This window comes from Pantoea dispersa (assembly GCF_014155765.1).
Lineage (GTDB): Bacteria > Pseudomonadota > Gammaproteobacteria > Enterobacterales > Enterobacteriaceae > Pantoea > Pantoea dispersa.
This window is the reverse complement of record NZ_SCKT01000003.1, coordinates 488,276-509,202: the sequence shown is the minus strand read 5'-3', so window position 1 is coordinate 509,202 and position 20,927 is coordinate 488,276. Positions and strand designations below refer to the sequence as shown.

General features: G+C 60.0%; 12 protein-coding genes. 7 read left to right on the top strand and 5 right to left on the bottom strand.

Annotated elements, in window-relative coordinates; genetic code table 11:
- Positions 1-411: 411 nt before the first annotated feature.
- On the top strand, positions 412-1,980 hold the full coding sequence (locus H7K56_RS12375) for a TerC family protein (protein WP_150360805.1): 1,569 nt from the start codon (positions 412-414) through the stop codon (positions 1,978-1,980).
- A 199-nt stretch (positions 1,981-2,179) separates the two neighbouring features.
- Here the strand turns inward: H7K56_RS12375 and asmA are convergent, their stop codons facing one another.
- The 3 genes from asmA to udk form a co-directional block, all read right to left on the bottom strand.
- Positions 2,180-3,979 carry an outer membrane assembly protein AsmA gene (gene asmA, locus H7K56_RS12370; RefSeq protein ID WP_150360804.1) on the bottom strand — a complete coding sequence of 600 codons (1,800 nt, stop codon included), beginning with the start codon at positions 3,977-3,979 and terminating at the stop codon, positions 2,180-2,182.
- Positions 3,980-4,038: 59 nt separating this feature from the next.
- Positions 4,039-4,620, bottom strand: a complete 582-nt coding sequence (gene dcd / locus H7K56_RS12365; protein WP_021509321.1) for a dCTP deaminase — start codon at positions 4,618-4,620, stop codon at positions 4,039-4,041.
- A 119-nt stretch (positions 4,621-4,739) separates the two neighbouring features.
- Positions 4,740-5,378 carry a uridine kinase gene (gene udk / locus H7K56_RS12360; protein WP_010615887.1) on the bottom strand — a complete coding sequence of 213 codons (639 nt, stop codon included), beginning with the start codon at positions 5,376-5,378 and terminating at the stop codon, positions 4,740-4,742.
- Positions 5,379-5,607: 229 nt separating this feature from the next.
- Here udk and H7K56_RS12355 point away from each other — a divergent pair, with 229 nt between their 5' ends.
- The 3 genes from H7K56_RS12355 to yegD all read left to right on the top strand — a co-directional run bounded on the left by H7K56_RS12355 (position 5,608) and on the right by yegD (position 10,555).
- Positions 5,608-6,219, top strand: coding sequence for a phosphatase PAP2 family protein (locus H7K56_RS12355; RefSeq protein WP_021509320.1), 612 nt, complete (start codon positions 5,608-5,610; stop codon positions 6,217-6,219).
- A gap of 343 nt (positions 6,220-6,562) precedes the next feature.
- Positions 6,563-9,127 (top strand): diguanylate cyclase, encoded by a 2,565-nt coding sequence (locus tag H7K56_RS12350; protein ID WP_150360803.1) that lies wholly within the window; start codon positions 6,563-6,565, stop codon positions 9,125-9,127.
- 75 nt (positions 9,128-9,202) lie between these two features.
- Positions 9,203-10,555 (top strand): molecular chaperone, encoded by a 1,353-nt coding sequence (gene yegD, locus H7K56_RS12345; protein ID WP_021509318.1) that lies wholly within the window; start codon positions 9,203-9,205, stop codon positions 10,553-10,555.
- 115 nt (positions 10,556-10,670) lie between these two features.
- Here the strand turns inward: yegD and H7K56_RS12340 are convergent, their stop codons facing one another.
- The gene (locus tag H7K56_RS12340) at positions 10,671-12,005 is read right to left on the bottom strand and encodes a carbohydrate porin (protein ID WP_170264753.1); all 1,335 of its coding nucleotides are present in this window, start codon (positions 12,003-12,005) and stop codon (positions 10,671-10,673) included.
- Between the two features lie 221 nt (positions 12,006-12,226).
- Complete coding sequence (locus tag H7K56_RS12335) at positions 12,227-13,189, bottom strand: aldo/keto reductase (RefSeq protein ID WP_021509316.1); 963 nt, start codon at positions 13,187-13,189, stop codon at positions 12,227-12,229.
- 240 nt (positions 13,190-13,429) lie between these two features.
- Between H7K56_RS12335 and H7K56_RS12330 the strand changes: the two genes are divergently transcribed.
- Genes H7K56_RS12330 through mdtC form a run of 3 tightly spaced genes read left to right on the top strand, consistent with a single transcriptional unit; the run spans position 13,430 to position 20,852 of the window.
- On the top strand, positions 13,430-14,659 hold the full coding sequence (locus tag H7K56_RS12330) for an MdtA/MuxA family multidrug efflux RND transporter periplasmic adaptor subunit (protein ID WP_150360802.1): 1,230 nt from the start codon (positions 13,430-13,432) through the stop codon (positions 14,657-14,659).
- The gene (locus H7K56_RS12325; protein WP_150360801.1) at positions 14,659-17,781 is read left to right on the top strand and encodes an MdtB/MuxB family multidrug efflux RND transporter permease subunit; all 3,123 of its coding nucleotides are present in this window, start codon (positions 14,659-14,661) and stop codon (positions 17,779-17,781) included. Before H7K56_RS12330 ends, H7K56_RS12325 begins: the two co-directional genes overlap by 1 nt.
- Positions 17,778-20,852, top strand: coding sequence for a multidrug efflux RND transporter permease subunit MdtC (gene mdtC / locus H7K56_RS12320; RefSeq protein ID WP_150360800.1), 3,075 nt, complete (start codon positions 17,778-17,780; stop codon positions 20,850-20,852). Before H7K56_RS12325 ends, mdtC begins: the two co-directional genes overlap by 4 nt.
- Positions 20,853-20,927: the final 75 nt, after the last annotated feature.

The window sequence follows — 20,927 nt, the reverse complement described above, 5'->3', positions numbered from 1 at the left end:
CATTGGCGCAGACATTTACTAACACGTTGCTATACTAGTTATTACTGGCTTGTTTACAAGTAGGCCCCGTCTTCCCTGCACTATTTTAGGAAAAAGACTACCAGCCATAAGTATTGATGCCAGCCCCGCCAGGCAATTTCACGCCAAATTTCAGAATAATTCGATACCCGTCTTCAGATTAGTCGCATTAAAAATGTACGCTTTTGCCGCTCGATAAGAATAAATAGTGGTCTTCATCCACACAGGATGTTTATCCATACTTTTCACTTATCGCCCGGCTGAACAAGGTAAGATTAATCCTAATAAGCCGCCAGCCCGCGACATCCGCGCGGCCGGGGCGTATTTGTACCCTGTCTGACGATTAACTATCATCAGACTAAGCTCATTTTTAGACATTATGGTGATGAAAGTATGTGGGAGTGGATCATCGATCCGTCGCTCTGGGCAGGATTAGTCACGCTAATCGTTCTGGAGCTGGTGCTGGGTATTGATAACCTGGTTTTCATTGCCATCCTGGTGGAGAAGCTGCCGCCAACGCTGCGCGACCGCGCGCGGGTGTTCGGCCTGCTGCTGGCGCTGATATCACGGCTGGTGCTGCTGGCGTCGCTGTCGTGGCTGGTTACGCTGACCCAACCGCTGTTCACCCTCTTCCAGCACAGCTTCAGCGCACGCGACCTGCTGCTGCTGGGCGGCGGTATCTTCCTGTTGTTTAAAGCCACCACTGAACTAAACGCCCGACTGGAGGGCAACGACGAGGAATCGGGTCAAAATAACAGCGGTGCTAAATTCTGGCCGGTGGTGGCGCAAATCGTGGTGCTGGACGCCATCTTTTCACTTGATGCCGTCATTACCGCCGTCGGTATGGTCAACGACCTGCCGGTGATGATGATCGCCGTGACCATCGCCATCCTGTTAATGCTGCTGGCCAGCAAGCCGCTGACGCGCTTCGTTAACGGCCATCCTACCATTGTGATTCTCTGCCTGAGCTTTCTGCTGATGATCGGCTTTAGTCTGGTGGCAGAGGGTTTCGGCTTCGTCATCCCGAAAGGCTATCTGTACGCGGCCATTGGCTTCTCGATTGTGATTGAGATTTTTAATCAGCTGGCGCTGTTTAATCGCCGCCGTTTTCTTACCGCCGGACGGCCGCTGCGCCAGCGCACTGCCGAAGCCGTGCTGCGCATTCTGCGCGGTGAAGCGCAGCGCGCCGATCTGGATGCCGACACGGCATCGCTGCTGAGTGATAACCAGGGCGCAGCGCTGTTTAACCGTCAGGAGCGGCGCATGATCATGCGCGTGCTGGGTCTGGGTCAGCGCCAGATCAACAGCATCATGACGTCACGCCATGACGTCGAGCACATCGATCTGAGCGAAGACCCGCAGTCGATCATGGATAAACTCGACCGCAACCAGCATACGCGCCTGCTGATCACCGAACAGGGACGCGAGCCGCTGGGCGTGGTGCATGTGATCGATCTGCTGCATCAGTCGCTGCACAGTAAATCGCTGGATTTGCGTGCCCTGATCCGCCAGCCGCTGGTGTTTCCCGAGCGCGTCACCCTGCTGCAGGCGCTGGAGCAGTTTCGCCATGCGCGCACCCATTTTGCCTTTGTGGTGGATGAGTTTGGTTCGGTAGAAGGCGTGGTGACGCTGAGCGACGTGATGGAGACTATCGCCGGCAATCTGCCCAATGAAGGGGAAGAGATTGATGCCCGTTACGATATTCAGCCCGCAGAGCATGGCGGCTGGATCGCCAACGGCCATATGCCGCTGGAAGATTTAGCGCTGTATGTGGCGCTGCCGCTCGACGAGAGGCGCAATTACCATACGCTGGCGGGATTGCTGATGGATAGCCTGCAGCACGTGCCGGCCGAAGGTGAGGAGTTGCGCGTCGGGGATTATCTGCTGCGCACCCTGCAGGTGGAGAACCATCGGGTGCAAAAAGTCGAGATTGTGCCGGTCGCGCCCGCACCGTTTATTTAACCCGGTGCCGGGGGGTGATTTATTATGCGTGTCCGGCCACCTGTGTTGCGATTTGTAGCGGCGCGATTTATCGCGCATGTCTGACATCCGCACCGTTTTACATTGCGCAATAAATTGCGCCGCTACCCGTCAGTGCAACGCGGGGTCGCGGCGCGAATCATCGCAAGATGAATAACTTAATAACGTCGCACTGGTCCTTTTATTGCCGCGGTGCAGACTTCTGGCTATCCAGCCACTGATTGAGGCGCGTTTTGGCTTCGCCCTGCAACTGCTGGCGCACCACGTCGTCCACCGGCAGCGAATACTGCAGATTGCCCCAGCTGCCGTACATGCGCAGCGGAATCGGCTGGCCGTTGAGTACTTTCGCCAGCCGGTCGTCGCCCTGCCAGCCGCGCAGAATCATATTAATGGTGACATCCAGCTGCTGCTTCACCACATCCACGTTGCCGTGGGTTTGCAGCGCCAGCCGGCTGCTGCCGCCCTGCAGATCCGGCAGCGTGACGTTGCCCTGTTTCAGGCTGATACGACCGCTTAACTGTTCAATTCCCTGATCATCCGGCTGATCGTTACTGACGCGATTGCTGACGCGCGCCACGGCGCGGCGCACCATCTGCTGCAGATTCAGCTGCGCCAGCTGCAGATTAGTGGCTTCCAGTTCTGCATTGCCCTGCCAGTTCTGTTTCGCCTCCGCCACGCTCAGCCCGGCACCGCTGATGTCGCCCTTGAGCGAGACCGTGCCCTGCAGCGAAGCCGGCAGTTCCAGCGCTTTAAGCAGTGGCGCGATGGCAATGCTGCTCAGCTCCGGCTGAAACGCCACCTGCGTGACCGGCTGACGGATATCCACCGAGCCGGGAATGGAAAAGTGGCCGTCACCAAATTTGCCCTGCAGCTTGTTGAGCGTCAGCAGCCCGCGCTGATTGCGGGCGTCAATTTGCAGATTGCTGAGCGTCAGACCGCGCCACACGCTGCTGTCAGCGTCGAGCGTCAGCTGTAAATCCATGCTGTTGAGCGGCGAGTCGGTATTATTGTGCGCGCGCGGCTCAGCGATCACCGGCGTGCGCATCACGTTAGCCTGCTGCGTGGTGCTGTTAACGCTGGCGGGCGCGCTGGCCATCAGGTTATCCAGATTGAGCGAGGTCGCGTGCAGCGCGAGATTGAGCTGCTGCGGCAGGGCCAGCCGGCCCTCAGCGCTGCCGTCGAGGGCGCTGTCGTTCGCGGTTAACTGCAGCTTGTTCAGCGCAAACTGCTGCTGGTCGCCATCCCACTGCGCCTGCCCGCTCAGCGTCCCTTTAATGCCCTGCGTCGGCAGGTTCGCGCCGTCCAGCGTGTACTCCAGTTCATCCAGCTGGCCGCTGATACGGTGCGGATAGTGCGCCACGTCCATCTGCCCTTTCAGGTTCAGGCTGAGATTACGCTGATTGCGCGACACGCGTGTCGCCAGCTCAACGCTGGCCTGCCGGTTATCGTCCTGATTCAGATTGAGGTTGAGATCGCGGAAGTTGTACTCGTCACCGCCCGGCTGCTGCCAGATGAGCAGGCTATCGGCGATGCGCAGTTTACTGATGTTAAAGGTCCAGCCGTTGCTGGCGGCGATGGCCGGTTCACTGTCGCCCGGCTCAATCGGCGCGCCCTGCGGTTTCTGCACCGCGCTGTCCGGCGTAGCGCGAATAATCGCGTTTTTCAGCATCACCTGGCTGACGCTCAACTGATGCGACAGCAGCGGCCACAGATTGACGTCCAGGCGCATATTGTCAGCGGTCACCATCGGCTGGCTGGCGCCGGGCGCGGTCAGGCTCATGCGGCCCGCCAGAATGCTGAGCTGCGGCCAGACGTGCCAGCGCAGGTCGCCGCTCACCTCAAGCTGATAACCACTGCGCTGTTTTACCTGCTGTACCATATAGGTACGAAAGTCGTTGGGATTGACCAGCAACACCAGTGCCGTCATGCCCGCTACGACCACCACTAACAGGATGGCCAGCGTGGTTATCAGTCTTCTCATTGCATCCTCATCACCGTCAGATTCCGGGCCGCTGGCGCGAAATCACTCCAGGAGAAACGTTAGTCTTTATCAATACGGCTGGCGTCAGCGCCCTGCTGCCCGCGATATTTGGCGTCTTCGCGGCGATTGTAAGGACGCGCCGCCGGCCCGGACAGCGGTTCAAAGCTCAGTGCGCCAATCAGCATGCCGGGACGCAGCGCCAGCGGCAGCTTACCGGAGTTGTAAAACTCCAGCACGATGCGGCCCTGCCAGCCCGGATCGATGCGGTGCGCGGTAACGTGCACCATCAGCCCGAGGCGCGCCAGTGACGAACGGCCATCCAGCCAGCCCACCAGATCGTCGGGGATAGTGACGGATTCCAGCGTCACCGCCAGCGCCAGTTCACCCGGATGCAGAAAGAACGCTTCGCCTTCCGGCAGCACAATCTCATCGCTCATCACGCGATCCAGCGCCGCGCTCACTTCATGCTTTGGACCACTCAAATCTATAAACGGTGCGGTGTGGCCGCTAAAAGTACGGAACTGGTTACCGAGGCGCACATCCACGGTGGCACCGTTGATGCGCTCAACCGGCGGACGGGGATCGATGGCCAGCTTGCCGCTGTCCAGCCAGCTTTCAATATCGCGATCGCATAATCTCATCGCAGCAACTCCATGATTAAGTGTAGCGAAAGGTGGTCAGGTTGTGACAAACCGCTCGCGTCACGTCCATCCGGACGCACGGTGTCCCGTTCCGGTCCCGCTGAACCGGACGGGCGTCGTCAAAGATACTGGTTAATTTTGGCCTTGAGGATATCAATGGCGATGCGGTTTTTGCCACCGCGCGGCACAATGATGTCGGCATACTGCTTGGAAGGCTCAATAAACTGCAGGAACATCGGGCGTACGGTCTTTTGGTACTGGCTCATCACCGAGTCCATCGAGCGCCCGCGCTCGTTGACGTCGCGCTTCATACGGCGCATCAGGCAGATATCCAGCGGGGTATCAACGAAGATCGAGAAGTTAAGCTCCTGGCGCAGCCGTGCATCGGTCAGCAGCAGAATCCCTTCCAGAATAATCACTTTCTTCGGCTTCAGGTGAATACACTCGTCGGTGCGGGTGTGCTCAACGTAGCTGTAAACCGGCAGGTCGATATCTTCGCCGGCCTTCAGCGCGCGCAGATGCTGCAGCAGCAAATCGTGGTCCATCGCGCTCGGATGGTCGTAGTTGGTTTTCACCCTCTCTTCCATGGTGAGGTGGCTTTGATCTTTATAGTAGGCATCTTCGGGGATCACACCGATATGCTCGTCACCGACCTGGTCACGGATTTCACGATAGAGCGTGCTGGCAATAAGACTTTTTCCGGATGCGGATGCACCTGCAATGCCAACGATCACGCACTGATGAGACTTGTCAGTCATACTTTTTTAAGACCTGATAACTGGAGCCGGTTTCTGTCTGCACAAAAACAGGCCGATTGAGAGGGTTAGTTGGCGGCAATTATAGGGATTTCACCGGGTTGATGCCAGTGAAAACCGGCGCGCCGCCTTTTCAGACTATCCCGTTTTGCAGCCAGCGGCTTAATCGATACACTGTTTCTCTGCCCGCCGTGTGACTGGCGGGAGCCCGATAGTCGTTGCAAGGAAAAGTATGAGCTGGAGAACCCTGACTTATTTCGGCGACAGTATGTTGCTGATCCCCACTGCGGTGATCATCGCACTGGTGCTGCCGTGGAAAAGCGACAACCGTCGCACCGTCTGGTACTGGCTGCTGGCGTTTGGCCTGGCGGGCCTGCTGGTCAGCATCTCGAAGATTATGTTTCTCGGCTTCGGCATTGGCAGCGCGCGCTACAACTTTACCGGGTTCAGCGGTCATAGCGCGATGTCAGCGACGCTGTGGCCGGTGATGATGTGGCTGATTTCCGGCCGCTGGCCCACGTTCTGGCGCGCCCTGACCATCGGTATCGGCTATCTGATTCCGCTGATGGTGGGATTATCGCGCCTGGTGATCCATGCGCACTCGGTGAGTGAAGTACTGGCCGGACTGATGCTGGGCTTTACCCTGAGCAGCGCGTTCCTGCTGAGCCAGCGCCGCACCGCGCTGAAGGGGTTTAGCGTGGTGCAGGTGGCGGTGGCATTTCTGATTCCGCTGTTGCTGATGGGCCACGGCCGCGTCGCCACCACCCAGCAGTTCCTCGAGCGTTTTTCCGCTGACCTCGCCGGGCTGGAAAAGCCCTTCACCCGCGCCGATTTGTTTCGCTGAGTGCGTTGCACGATAAAGGGTGTAAGGTCTGTCCATTACGTTTTGAACACGTTCCACAAATGATTGCACATACGGTAGCGGCGCAATTTATTGCTCGATAAATCGCGCCGCTACAAAATTGTGCAATTTGTCGTGTCCTTACCTGAATTACTGCAGATCCAGCAGGCGCGATACTGCCAGCAGATTTCACCGTTTTTGTCGGGTGCGCATTCATGCGCACCTGGATGCAGGCCGCAAAAAAACATTTCCGCACAAAGATATCTGACAGATGTGCTAGCATGGATTAAGAGATTGACTGGCGCATTTTTCTTCGAGTAATCAATGCGCGCTGCTGGATTCGTGCATGACTCTTGAGATATTAACCTCGCAGGATAATCCGCAAAAAAAGTGGCTCAGCGCCCTGCTGCTTTGCGCGCTGGCATTTTTACTGACGCTGTTCTGTCTGGAACTGATTGTTGTCAGCGGCCGCATTTCCCCGCTCTGGTACTCCACCGCGTTAATGACCGTCGTGGTGTTCCGCGCCCCCTCGCGACAGGTACCGCTGCTGCTGGCCAGCTGCGTGCTCGGCACGGCGCTGGCCAATCTGCTGGTGATCGGCCCGGCCCTGAGCAATGTCAAATTCGCCATCCTTAATATGGTGCAGGCCATCCTCGGCGGGCTCATGCTTCGCGCGCTGCTCGACCGCAAAGCCCCGCTCAACTCACTGGCCGACTGGATACGCTTTGCGCTGGCTGCGGGCCTGATCGCGCCGCTGCTGGGCGGCGTGGTGGCGCTGTGGATGCTGCACGTCGATGGCCATGCCTCGTTGCCGTTTTTCTCCACCTGGGTGATCTCTGAAGTGATTGGCGTGCTGGCCTTCGGTCCGGTGCTGCTGCTGTGGCCTGATAAACCGCTGCGCCAGCTGATCACGCCGGAACGTCAGCTGGAGACGCTGCTCACGCTAATCGTCACGCTGCTGGCCAGCTATCTGGCGCTGCGCTTCCTGCCGTGGCCGTTTACCTTTATCGTGGTGATTCTGTTCTGGTGCGCGGTGCGCCTGCCCAAATTCGAAGCCTTCCTGCTGTTTTTCCTCAACGCCAGCTTTATCTCGCTGCTGCTGGCGCTCGACTGGGTCAACCTGGCGCGCAACGACCTGCTGCTCGGCCAGGTCAGCACCTGGCTGCCGTTTCTGCTGGTGCTGCTGCCGAGCCACGTAATGTCGCTGGTGATGGATGCCTTCCAGCGTGAAAAGCACCACATCAGCGAAAGTGAAACCCGCTTCCGCAACGCCATGGAGTATTCCGCCATCGGCATGGCGCTGGTATCACCGGAAGGCGGCTGGCAGCAGGTCAACCAGTCGCTGTGCCGCACGCTGGGCTTCGCGGCGGAGGAGCTGAAAAAACTCACCTTCCAGCAGATCACCCATCCGGACGATCTCAACAGCGACCTGCAACAGCTGGAGCGGCTGATCGCCGGTGAGATCCTGACCTATACCCTGGAGAAGCGCTATTTCCGCAAAGATGGCGAGATCGTCTGGGCGCGCCTCACGGTCTCGATGGTGCGTGATGCGCGGCTGCAACCGCTCTACTTTATCGCGCAGATTGTGGATATCTCCGAGCTGAAGCAGAGCGAGCAGGTCAACCAGCGGCTGATGGAGCGCATCACGCTGGCCAATGAAGCGGGCGGCATCGGCGTGTGGGAGTGGAACCTGCTAAACGGCGAGATGTTATGGGACAAGCGCATGTACGAGTTATTTGCGCTGGAGCCGCACCGGGTGCCGAGCTACGACCTGTGGCTGCATCTGGTCGATGTTCAGGAACGCGAAGCGGCCGCGCTCACCATTCAGCAGGCGATTGAACGCCGCAGCGCCTTCCAGCTGGAGTACCGTATCAATCTGCCGCAGGGCGTGCGCTACGTGCGCTCCGAGGCCAATAGCATCATCAGCAAGGACGGGCAGATCGAACGCATGCTCGGCATTTGTCAGGACATCACTTCGCTGCGCACGCTGAATGAAGCGCTGTTCCAGGAGAAGGAACGCATGGCCATCACCCTCGACTCGATTGGTGAAGCGGTGATTTGTACTGACGATGAGATGCGGGTGACCTTCATGAATCCGGTGGCCGAGACGCTGAGCGGCTGGCCGCAGGCGAAAGCGGCTGGCGTGGCGCTGAGCGAACTGCTGACGATTACGCGTGGCGCGCAGGGGCCGCGCGTGGAGAATCTGTTGCTGTGCAGCCTGCCCGCCAGCAAAACCACACCGGACCTGGAAGAGGAGCTGGTCTTGCATACCCCGGATGGTGCCCAGGTCGAGATTCACTACAGCATCACGCCGCTGAAAACCCTGACCGGCAGCGACATTGGTGCCGTAATGGTCATTCATGACGTCAGCGAGTCGCGCCGCATGATGAAACGCCTGAGCTACAGCGCCTCTCACGATATGCTGACTCGCCTGCCGAACCGTCACAGCTTTGAACAGCAGCTAAAGCGACTGGTGAATGACGCCGCCGCGCATCACAGTGAGCACGTGCTGGTGTTTATCGATCTGGATAAATTTAAAGCGGTCAACGATACCGCCGGCCATGCTGCCGGCGATGCGTTGCTGCGCGCACTGGCCGATCTCATGCAGCAGCACCTGCGCAATAGCGATGTACTGGCGCGCCTAGGCGGTGACGAATTTGGCCTGCTGCTGCCCTACAGCAATGTTGACCAGGTGCGCGAGGTGGTGCAGGGCATCGTCAGCGCGGTGCATGACTTTACTTTTATCTGGCAGGACCGGCCGTATCACGTCGGCGCCAGCGCCGGTATCACGCAAATCGATCAGCATAACTGCATCAGCAATGTGGTGATGTCGCAGGCCGATGTCGCCTGTTACAGCGCCAAACACGCCGGGCGCGGCCAGTATCAGGTTTACCAGGAAGTTCAGGGATAAACTGCGGCGCTGCCCATTGCCAGCCCGCGTTGGCTGCGCTAAAGTCGCCCCCTTTTTTCTGGCATGGGGGATACAATGTTTATCGGATTCGACTACGGCACGGCTAACTGTTCCATCGCGGTAACGGATAGCGGCACACCGCGGTTACTGACACTGGAAAACGGTCAGCGCCTGCTTCCCTCCATGATTTGCGCGCCCACGCGCGAAGCCATCAGTGAATGGCTGCATCGCCATCATCAGGTCCCCACGCCAGACAGCGAAAGCACCGCGCTGCTGCAGCGCGCGCTGCGTTATAACCGCGAAGAGGATATCGAGGTAACGCCTGCCAGCGTACAGTTTGGTCTGACCGCGCTGCAGCATTATATGGTTGATCCGGAAGAGGTGTGGTTCGTCAAATCGCCGAAGTCGTTCCTCGGTGCCAGCGGCCTGAAACCCCAGCAGATCGCCTTCTTTGAAGATCTGGTGTGCGCCATGATGCTGCACATTCGCCAGCAGGGTGAAACCCAGCTCGATCAACCGATTGATCAGGCCGTGATTGGCCGGCCAATCAACTTCCAGGGGCTGGGCGGTGAAGACGCCAACCAGCAGGCGCAGGGCATTCTGCTGCGTGCTGCACAGCGTGCCGGGTTCCGCGACGTCGAGTTTCAGTTCGAGCCGGTTGCCGCCGGTCTGGAGTTTGAAGCCACGCTGCAGCAGGAGACACGCGTGCTGGTGGTGGATATCGGCGGCGGAACCACCGACTGCTCCATGCTGCTGATGGGGCCGCAGTGGCGTAATCAGTCCGATCGCCGTGCCAGCCTGCTTGGCCACAGCGGCTGCCGCGTCGGCGGTAACGACCTCGATATCATGCTGGCGTTCAAAACGCTGATGCCGCTGCTGGGTCTGGGCGGTAACACGCTGAAGGGCACTGCCCTGCCCGCCCTGCCGTGGTGGAACGCGGTGGCGATTAACGATGTGCCGGCACAAAGCGACTTCTACTCGGCTGCCAGCGGTAAGCTGCTGCGCGATCTGGTGCGTGATGCCGAACAGGGCGATAAAGTCGCACATCTGCTGAAAGTTTGGCAGCAGAAGCTGAGCTACCGGCTGGTGCGCGCGGCGGAAGAGAGCAAGATTGCGCTCTCCGATCAGCGCGAGACCGCAGCCTCGCTGGCGTTTATTGCGCAAACGCTGCAGGCGGAGATCAGCGCCGCGCAGCTGGAAGAGGCGATCAACCAGCCACTGGCGCGCATTCTTGAGCAGGTGCAGCTGGCGCTGGCCAGTTGTGACACCCGTCCGGAGGTGATTTACCTCACCGGCGGCAGTGCCCGTTCGCCGATCCTGCGCGCCGCGCTGCAGCAGGCGCTGCCCGACACGCCCATCGCCAGCGGCGATGATTTCGGTTCGGTCACCGCCGGCCTGGCGCGCTGGGCGGAAGTGATGTTCAGATAATTCCCTCTCCCGCTTGCGGGAGAGGGTTAGGGTGAGGGCCAGACAGCTCCGTGCGATTTTCCCCTCACCCTGCCCTTTCCCAAAGGGAGAGGGAAAAGTCACACATTCTGCCAGATCAGAAATTCACGTTCGCACTGATCCCACCCACAAACGCATCTTTCACTTCGCTCACCGCACCCGGTGCCACCACGTATTGCAGGTTTGGACGCAGCTGCAGCCATTTGGTCAGCTGCGCATTGTAATAAACCTCGTAGTTGTACTCGGAACCATCCTGAATCGGCAGATAAGTTGGGCTGTCGAAATTCGTTTCGCCGTTGGCATCATTCTGCTGACGCAGCGAACGGGTATACGCGCTGTTGACGTGAATACGCGCCGCGCCGACGCCAATCTCATCCTGCGGACGCGCATCAAACGGCCCTTTCCAGGTAAAGCTGATCGACTGATAGTTGTCGGTTTTCGAGGTTTTGTGATCGTTCATCACCGCCTGCACCGTCACGCCCAGACCCCGGCTGGCATCGCCGCCCTGCGCGGTCAGCTGCTGCTGTAACAGCACGTAGCCGCCGTAAGCGTGATCCTTGCTCTGATAAGCGCCATCGCGCCAGCTGCCGTAGTTATCGCCGTTGGCCGACGAGTAGTAGTAACCAATGCGGTAGTTACCCGGCAGGTTGGCCGGCCCGAAGGTCGGTTTCCAGCCCAGTTCCACCGGCACCAGGTTGCCTTCGGAGTTGCTGGTGTCCAGACGGAAACCGTCACCGCGATCGTAGTTGGCACTGTTCTGGTTGTAGAAGCCCACCTGGAAGAACACTTCCGGCGTGAAGTTAACCTTCACGCGGCCGCCCCACTGGGAAACCGGCCAGTTAAACCAGCGGTCGCCGCGCCAGTTACCCGCCTGGCCGCTGCCGAATGCAAGGTTCTGGAACTTGCTGTCGAAGTTGTCGAAATCTTCCCCGACGGTGACGCGACCGGCTTTCAGGTTGACGGTGTTATCAAACAGCCCTTTGCTGAGCCAGAACTGCGTCAGACGCCAGGTCTGGCCACGTCCGTACACTTCCTGCACCGATGACAGCATGCCGGTACGGCGGTCTGCTACCTGATCGGAGATATTGCGACCGTTACGGTCGGTAATGGTCATCTGGAACTGCGCATCCTGCCAGTCGAGCAGTTTTTGCAGGTCAAGATTCAGGCCAAACGCCCATTGATCGCTGTAGCGCATCGAGGTGTTGGTATCGGCACCGCCGCCCAGGTTCGAGGCACTCTCCATGGTGTAGTTAACGTCGAACTTCACGCCGTCGTTTTCCAGCTGCGTTCGGTTACCGCCCCAGTCGCCAAACATATAGGGGGAATCGTAGCTGAACGCATCGGCTGCCACCGCCGACGCACTCAACATGGCAAACATCAGGGTGCCCGCTGCCAGGCGAGGCATATGCTGCACTGTTTTTTTTCTGTTCATGATGATTATTCTTCTGTGAATTTCCGGAGAGGAACGGGCAGAGAATAATGCTGAGGTTATGTCAATTTTTGCAAATCTGTGCGCAGTGAGTGCAAAGGTGACAGTGACTTAACGCAATTGTGACAGCGATCGATGAATGGATATGTTCTGGAGGAAAAAGGCATTTTTTGCGTGGCGAAAAAATTATTACGTGACGGGACGCCGCAGCGTCCCGCTTCGCGTTACGGCTTGCTGGCGCTGGCCAGCTCTTCAATCTCCTGCTTGCTAAGCTCCAGCTCGGTGGCTTTCACCAGCTCATCCAGCTGCTGCAGCGAGGTCGCACTGACAATCGGTGCGGTGATGCTCGGTCGTGCAATCTGCCACGCCAGCGCCACCTGGGTAGCAGAGGCGTCGTGCGAGGCCGCGACATCTTCCAGCGCTTCAATGATGCGCTTACCGCGATCGTTGAGGTATTTTTCTACAATGCCCTGGCCGCGCGCGCTTTTGCTGGCGTCTTCCGGCTTTTTGTATTTCCCGCTCAGGAAACCGCTGGCCAGCGAGTAGTAGTTAATCACGCCCAGACCGTTTTTCACCGCCACCTGCTCCAGTCCGCTTTCATACTCCTGGCGATCGTACAGGTTGTACTCCGGCTGCAGGGTTTCATAGCGCGCCAGTCCCTCCTGCTTACTGATGTCGAGCGCTTCCTGCAGGCGCTGCGCGCTGTAGTTGGACGCACCGATTGCCCGCACTTTCCCCTCTTTGATCAGCGAGTCGAAGGCTTTCAGCGTCTCCACCAGCGGCGTGCTGTCGTCATCACGGTGCGCCTGGTAGAGATCGATGACATCCGTCTGCAGGCGGCGCAGCGAATCTTCCACGGCCTGGCGGATATAGGCCGGTTTCAGCCCGGTTTTCTCCGGCGTCAGCTCCATGCCTACCTTGGTGGCGAGCACGATACTGTCGCGCTTACCGCTTTTTTTCAGCCATTTACCGATGATGGTTTCCGATTCACCGCCGGCGTTGCCCGGCGCCCAGCGTGAGTAAACGTCTGCGGTATCAATGAAGAACAGCCCCTTTTCCACCAGCGCGTCGAGCAGTGAAAACGAGGTTTTTTCATCGACGGTCCAGCCAAAAACGTTGCCGCCAAACGTCAGCAGCGGCACGCTGATACCGCTGTCGCCCAGCTGGCGGGTTTTGTGTTGACGCATGTGATCCTCCTTAGTGAAACGAGACTGGTCTGTCATTCAGCTTAGCAAAGGAAAAAGTCACGCTTATGCGTATTGCTGCCAAAATATTTACTGAATATGAATACTTAGCGTGCCCGGGGCGATATTCTTAATTCCTTCAATTTTTGCCCGGCCCGGGCGACTACAATCATTTCGTTTGCGCCGCGGTTCGTTTGCGCGCGCATGTGGGGAAAACGAAACCGCCGGAGAGCACACAGAGCAATGAATAAACGATTAAAAACAGGCCTGATTAGCGTGGTGGTACTGGCTGCGCTGGCGGGCGCTTACTACTGGTGGCAGCATCCGGCCGAGCCTGCGCAGGCTACCCAGGCTGATGGCCAGCCGCATCACGGACGTGGTAGCAACAACAGCGGCGGACGCCGTCCGCTGGCACCGGTGCAGGCCGCAACGGCGACCACCGAAAGCGTGCCCTATTACCTCAGCGGACTTGGCACCGTCACCGCGGCCAATACCGTTACGGTGCGCAGCCGGGTCGACGGCCAGCTGATGGCGCTGCACTTCACGGAAGGTCAGCAGGTGGAGGCCGGCGCGCTGCTGGCAGAAATCGATCCCCGCCCATGGCAGGTAGCGCTCACCCAGGCGCAGGGCCAGCTGGCCAAAGATCAGGCGACGCTGGCTAATGCGCGCCGCGACCTCAGCCGTTATGAAAAACTGGCGAAAACCTCGCTGGTGTCGCAGCAGGAGCTGGATACCCAGCGCTCGCTGGTCAGTGAAACCCTCGGCACCATCAAAGCCGACGAAGGCAATGTGGCCAGCGCGCAGCTCAATCTGACCTACAGCCGCATCACCGCGCCGATTGCCGGACGCGTCGGGCTGAAGCAGGTGGATGTCGGCAACTACATTACCGCCGGCGATACCAATGGTCTGGTGGTGATCACCCAGACGCACCCGATTGACGTGGTGTTCAGCGTCGCCGAGAACAACATCAGCCAGATCCTGAAAGCCCAGAAAAGCGGCCAGCCGCTGCCGGTTGAAGCCTGGGATCGCAGCAATAAAACCCTGCTGACCACGGGTGCGCTGCTGAGCATTGATAACCAGATCGATGTCACCACCGGCACCATTAAACTCAAGGCGCGCTTCAGCAATCAGGACGACGCCCTGTTTCCCAATCAGTTTGTTAATGCCCGGCTGAAGGTGGATACGCTGCAAAACGCGGTGGTGATCCCGACCGCCGCGCTGCAGATGAGCAACGACGGCCACTTTGTCTGGGTGGTGAACAGTGATAACAAAGTGAGCAAGAAACGCGTCACCGCCGGGCTGCAGGATAGCCAGAAAGTGGTGATTGATGCCGGGCTGCAGGCCGGTCAGCGCGTGGTCACTGACGGTCTCGACCGCCTGACCGAAGGCGCCACGGTGGAAATTGTCGCCGCACAGAGTACCGCCACGCACAGCACGCGCGCGGCGCAACCGGCTCGCGGAGAACGTCAATAATGCAGGTGATGCCTCCCGACGCCAGCGGCGGCCCGTCACGCCAGTTTATTCTGCGCCCTGTGGCCACCACGCTGCTGATGATCGCGATTTTGCTGGCCGGCGTGCTGGGCTATCGCTTCCTGCCAGTTTCCGCGCTGCCGGAAGTCGATTACCCGACCATTCAGGTCGTCACGCTCTATCCCGGCGCCAGCCCGGATGTGGTGACCTCGTCGATTACCGCGCCGCTCGAGCGCCAGTTCGGGCAGATGTCCGGCCTGAAGCAAATGGCGTCGCAAAGCTCCGGCGGTGCCTCGGTGATCACGCTGCAGTTCCAGCTGACGCTGGCGCTCGACGTTGCCGAACAGGAAGTGCAGGCGGCGATCAACTCTGCCACTAACCTGCTGCCTAACGATCTGCCAAATCCGCCGGTGTACAGCAAAGTCAATCCGGCCGATCCGCCAATCATGACGCTGGCCGTTACCACCACCAGCATGCCGCTGACGCAGGTGCAGGACATGGTGGAAACGCGGGTGGCGCAGAAGATTTCCCAGGTCTCCGGCGTCGGTCTGGTCACGCTCTCCGGCGGCCAGCGTCCGGCAGTGCGGGTGAAGATGAACGCACAGGCGCTGGCGGCCCTCGGCCTCACCAGCGAGACGGTGCGCACCGCCATCAGCAACGCCAACGTCAATTCGGCGAAAGGCAGCCTTGATGGTCCAACGCGCTCCATCACGTTATCGGCCAATGACCAGATGACCTCCGCGGAGGATTACCGCAAGCTGATCGTCAGCTACAGCAACGGCGCGCCGGTGCGGCTGGGCGACGTCGCCACGGTTGAACAGGGTGCAGAAAACAGCTGGCTGGGCGCCTGGGCCAACCGTCAGCCGGCGATTGTGCTGAACGTGCAGCGCCAGCCGGGCGCCAATATTATCGCTACCGCAGACAGCATCCGCGCGCTGTTGCCGTCGCTGACTGCCACGCTGCCAAAGTCGGTTGACGTCAAACTGCTTACCGATCGCACCACCAACATTCGCGCCTCGGTAGCAGATACTCAGCATGAGCTGATGCTGGCCATCGGGCTGGTGGTGATGATCATCTATCTGTTTCTGCGCAACGTCCCGGCCACCATTATTCCGGCGGTCGCGGTGCCGCTGTCGCTGGTCGGCACCTTCGCCGCCATGTATTTCCTTGGCTTTTCGATCAATAACCTGACGCTGATGGCGCTGACCATCGCCACCGGCTTTGTGGTCGATGACGCCATCGTGGTAATCGAGAACATCTCGCGCTACATCGAAAAAGGCGAAAAGCCGATGACCGCCGCGCTGAAAGGTGCCGGTGAGATTGGCTTCACCATTATCTCCCTCACCTTCTCACTGATCGCGGTGCTGATTCCGCTGCTGTTTATGGGCGACGTGATTGGCCGTTTGTTCCGCGAGTTCGCCGTGACGCTGGCGGTGGCGATTCTGATCTCGGCGGTGGTCTCGCTGACGCTGACGCCGATGATGTGCGCGCGCATGCTGAGCGCCGAATCGCTGCGCAGGCAGAACCGCTTCTCCCGCGCCAGCGAGGCGATGTTCGATAAGGTGATTGCCGGCTATGGCCGCTGGCTGACGCGCGTGCTGCGCCATCCGTGGCTAACGCTGTCGGTGGCGCTTGGCACGCTGCTGCTGACGGTGCTGCTGTGGGTGGTGATTCCGAAGGGCTTCTTCCCGCAGCAGGACAACGGCATCATTCAGGGCACGCTGCAGGCGCCGCAGTCGGTCTCTTACGCCAGTATGGCGCAGCGCACCCGCGACGTGGCGTCGATCATTATGAAAGATCCGGCGGTGCAGAGCCTGACCTCGTTCGTCGGCGTGGATGGCACCAACGCGGCGCTCAACAGCGCGCGGCTGCAAATCAACCTGAAACCGCTGGACCAGCGTGACGATCGTATTCCGGCAGTGCAGCAGCGGCTGCAGCAGGCGATCGATCGCCTGCCCGGCGTGTCGCTGTGGCTGCAGCCGGTACAGGACCTGACCATTGATACCCAGGCGAGCCGCACGCCGTACCAGTTTACTCTGCAGTCGGGTTCGCTGGAGTCGCTGGGCAGCTGGGTGCCGAAACTGCTGGCACAGCTCAACACCTTGCCACAGCTGCGCAATGTCAGCAGCGACTGGCAGGATCAGGGGCTGGAAGCCTTTGTACGCGTCGATCGCGACAGCGCCAGCCGGCTCGGCATCAGCATGGCCGACATTGATAACGCGCTGTACAACGCCTTTGGTCAGCGCCTGATCTCAACGATTTACACTCAGGCCAATCAGTATCGCGTGGTGCTGGAGCAGGACAACACGCAAACCCCCGGTCTCGCCAGCCTCGACGCGATTCGCCTGAACAGCAGCGACGGCGGCAGCGTGCCGCTCAGCGCCATCGCGCAAGTCGAAGAGCGCCACGCTGCGCTGAGCATTAATCATCTCGACCAGTTCCCGTCGGCCACCTTCTCGTTTGACGTGGCGCACGGCTACTCGCTCGGCGATGCGCTGCAGGCGATCACCACGGCGGAAGATCAGGTCGGCATACCGGCAGAGATGATGACGCAGTTCCAGGGCAGCACGCTGGCGTTTGAAGCGGCGCTGACCAGCACCATCTGGCTGATCGTCGCGGCGGTAGTGGCGATGTATATCGTGCTCGGCGTGCTGTATGAGAGCTTCATCCACCCGATTACCATTCTGTCGACGCTGCCCACCGCCGGCGTTGGCGCGCTGCTGGCGCTGATGCTGAGCGGCAACGAGCTGGATATCATCGCCATCATCGGCATCATTTTGCTGATCGGTATCGTGAAGAAGAACGCCATCATGATGATCGACTTCGCGCTGGCCGCCGAGCGTGAACAGGGCATGGCGCCGCGTGAGGCGATCTATCAGGCCTGTCTGCTGCGCTTCCGGCCGATTCTGATGACCACGCTGGCGGCGCTGCTTGGCGCGCTGCCGCTGATGCTCAGCACCGGCGTCGGCGCGGAACTGCGTCGTCCGCTCGGCATCGCCATGGTCGGTGGCCTGGTGCTGAGCCAGGTGCTGACGCTGTTTACCACCCCGGTGATCTATCTGCTGTTTGATCGCCTTGCTCATGCCACGCGCCGGCGTCTGAAAGGCACGGAGGCGCAGTCGTGAAGTTTTTCGCCCTGTTTATCCATCGGCCGGTTGCCACCACGCTGCTGTCGCTGGCGATTGCGCTGGCGGGCATTCTTGGCTTCCGTCTGCTGCCGGTGGCGCCGCTGCCGCAGCTGGATTTCCCGGTGATTCTGATTTCGGCCTCGTTGCCCGGCGCGTCGCCGGAAACCATGGCGGCCTCGGTCGCCACGCCGCTGGAGCGCTCGCTGGGGCGCATTGCCGGCGTCAGTGAAATGACCTCCACCAGCTCGCTGGGCAGCACGCGCATCATTCTGGTGTTTGATTTCGACCGCGACATCAACGGCGCGGCGCGCGACGTGCAGGCGGCGATCAATGCCGCCCAGAGCCTGCTGCCGACCGGCATGCCTAATCGTCCAACCTACCGCAAAGCCAACCCGTCCGATGCGCCGATCATGATCCTCACCATGACCTCGGACATTTATAATCCCGGTCAGCTGTATGATTACGCGTCGACGCAACTGGCACAGAAGCTGTCGCAGATTGATGGCGTTGGCGATGTCACGGTGGGCGGCAGTTCGCTGCCGGCGGTGCGCGTCGACCTCAATCCGCAGGCGTTGTTTAATCAGGGCGTGTCGCTGGATGCGGTGCGCACCGCCATCAGCAACGCCAACCAGCGCCGTCCGCAGGGTGCCATCGACGATACCCAGCAGCGCTGGCAGGTGCGGACCAACGATGAGCTGCAAACCGCCAGCGTCTACCAGCCGCTGGTGGTGCATTACAACAACGGCGCGGCGGTACGGCTGAGCGATGTGGCGAACGTGCAGGATTCGGTGCAGGATGTGCGCAACGCCGGGATGACCAACGGCAAACCGGCGGTGCTGCTGGTGGTGCGCAAGTCGCCGGACGCCAACATCATTGATACCGTCGACCGCATCCGGGCGGAAATGCCGGAGCTGCATGAGGTGATCCCGGCGGCTATCGACCTGCAAATCGCCCAGGACCGCTCGCCCACTATCCGCGCCTCGCTGCACGAAGTGGAGCAGTCGCTGGTGATCGCCGTGGCGCTGGTGATTCTGGTGGTGTTTTTCTTCCTGCGCGACGGCCGCGCCACGCTAATTCCGGCGGCGGCGGTACCGGTATCGCTGATTGGTACCTTCGCCGCCATGTACCTGTGCGGCTTCAGCCTGAATAACCTGTCGCTGATGGCGCTGACCATCGCCACCGGCTTTGTGGTGGATGACGCCATTGTGGTGCTGGAGAACATCGCGCGTCACGTCGAAGCCGGCATGAAGCCGCTGCAGGCGGCACTCACTGGGGTGCGCGAGGTGGGCTTTACCGTGCTGTCGATGAGCCTGTCGCTGATTGCGGTGTTCCTGCCGCTGCTGATGATTGGCGGTATTATTGGCCGCTTCTTCTCGGAGTTTGCCATCACGCTGTCGGTGGCGATTCTCATCTCGCTGTTTATCTCCATTACCCTGACGCCGATGATGTGCGCGTATCTGCTGAAACCGCAGGCGAAGCGCAGCCAGCCGCGCACGCGCGGTTTTGGCCGCGTGCTGCTGGCGGTGCAGCAGGGCTATGCGCGCTCGCTGGGCTGGGTGCTGAACCACGCGATCTGGGTGCTGTTGCTGCTGCTCGGCACCGTCGGGCTGACCATCTGGCTGTTTATCGCCATCCCGAAAACCTTTATGCCCGAGCAGGATACCGGCCGTCTCAACGGCTTTATTTCCGCCGATCAGAGCATTTCGTTTCAGGCGATGCGCGGCAAGCTGCAGGATTTCATGAACATCATCAAGGCTGACCCGGCGGTCGATAACGTCACCGGCTTCACCGGCGGCTCGCGCACCAACAGCGGCTCGATGTTTGTGTCACTCAAGCCGCTGTCAGAACGCAGCGAAAGCGCGCAGGAAGTGATCGCCCGCCTGCGCGTGAAGCTGGCGAAAGAACCGGGTGCCAACCTGTACCTCAATGCGGTGCAGGATATTCGCGTCGGCGGACGCGAGTCGAACGCCAGCTACCAGTACAGCCTGCTGTCGGATAACCTCGCCGATTTACGTGAGTGGGAGCCGAAAATCCGCCAGGCGTTCGCCGCGCTGCCAGAACTGGCCGATGTGAACTCGGATCAGCAGGACAACGGCAGCGAAATGGCGCTGACTTACGATCGCGAAAGCATGGCGCGCCTCGGCATCGACGTGTCGGCGGCCAATGCGCTGCTGAATAACGCCTTCGGCCAGCGGCAAATCTCTACCATCTACCAGCCGCTGAATCAGTACAAAGTGGTGATGGAGGTGGATCCGCGCTATACCCAGGATGTCAGCGCGCTGGATCAGATGTTCGTGATCAACAGTGACGGCAAAGCGATTCCGCTGAGCTGGTTTGCCAAATGGCAGCCGGCCAACGCGCCGCTGTCGGTCAACCATCAGGGGCTGTCGGCGGCCTCGACCATCTCGTTTAACCTGCCGGAAGGGGTATCGCTGTCGCAGGCGTCAGAGGCCATTGACCGCACCATCACGGCGATTGGCGTGCCGTCCAGCGTGCGCGGCAGCTTCGCCGGCACTGCGCAGGTATTTCAGGATTCGCAGTCGAACCAGCTGTGGCTGATGCTGGCGGCGATTGCCGCGGTGTATATCGTGCTCGGCATTCTGTATGAGAGCTACGTGCATCCCCTGACGATTCTCTCTACCCTGCCCTCGGCGGGCGTCGGCGCGCTGCTGGCGCTGCAGCTGTTTAATACGCCGTTCAGCCTGATTGCGCTGATCGGCATCCTGCTGCTGATCGGCATTGTGAAAAAGAACGCCATCATGATGGTGGATTTTGCGCTGGAGGCGGAGCGCAACGGCAACCTGTCGGCGCGCGACGCCATTTTCCAGGCGTGCCAGCTGCGTTTCCGCCCGATTCTGATGACCACGCTGGCGGCGCTGTTTGGTGCGCTGCCGCTGGTGCTGACCAGCGGGGACGGCGCGGAGCTGCGCCAGCCGCTGGGCATCACCATTGCCGGTGGGCTGGTGATGAGCCAGCTGCTGACGCTGTACACCACACCGGTGGTGTACCTGATGATGGATAAACTGCGCCGTCGGAAAAAGCAGCCGCGGTTGATAACGGAGCCATAACGCCATACCTGCACTAACCGTAGCGGCGCAATTCAACGCGCGATAAATCGCGCCGCTACGCGACCTGCGGTTGAT

Excerpts from the sequence above, each read along its gene's own strand:
- H7K56_RS12375 (WP_150360805.1), top strand. The coding sequence starts at position 412 with ATGTGGGAGTGGATCATCGATCCGTCGCTCTGGGCAGGATTAGTCACG.
- asmA (WP_150360804.1), bottom strand. The coding sequence starts at position 3,979 with ATGAGAAGACTGATAACCACGCTGGCCATCCTGTTAGTGGTGGTCGTA.
- dcd (WP_021509321.1), bottom strand. The coding sequence starts at position 4,620 with ATGAGATTATGCGATCGCGATATTGAAAGCTGGCTGGACAGCGGCAAG.
- udk (WP_010615887.1), bottom strand. The coding sequence starts at position 5,378 with ATGACTGACAAGTCTCATCAGTGCGTGATCGTTGGCATTGCAGGTGCA.
- H7K56_RS12355 (WP_021509320.1), top strand. The coding sequence starts at position 5,608 with ATGAGCTGGAGAACCCTGACTTATTTCGGCGACAGTATGTTGCTGATC.
- H7K56_RS12350 (WP_150360803.1), top strand. The coding sequence starts at position 6,563 with ATGACTCTTGAGATATTAACCTCGCAGGATAATCCGCAAAAAAAGTGG.
- yegD (WP_021509318.1), top strand. The coding sequence starts at position 9,203 with ATGTTTATCGGATTCGACTACGGCACGGCTAACTGTTCCATCGCGGTA.
- H7K56_RS12340 (WP_170264753.1), bottom strand. The coding sequence starts at position 12,005 with ATGAACAGAAAAAAAACAGTGCAGCATATGCCTCGCCTGGCAGCGGGC.
- H7K56_RS12335 (WP_021509316.1), bottom strand. The coding sequence starts at position 13,189 with ATGCGTCAACACAAAACCCGCCAGCTGGGCGACAGCGGTATCAGCGTG.
- H7K56_RS12330 (WP_150360802.1), top strand. The coding sequence starts at position 13,430 with ATGAATAAACGATTAAAAACAGGCCTGATTAGCGTGGTGGTACTGGCT.
- H7K56_RS12325 (WP_150360801.1), top strand. The coding sequence starts at position 14,659 with ATGCAGGTGATGCCTCCCGACGCCAGCGGCGGCCCGTCACGCCAGTTT.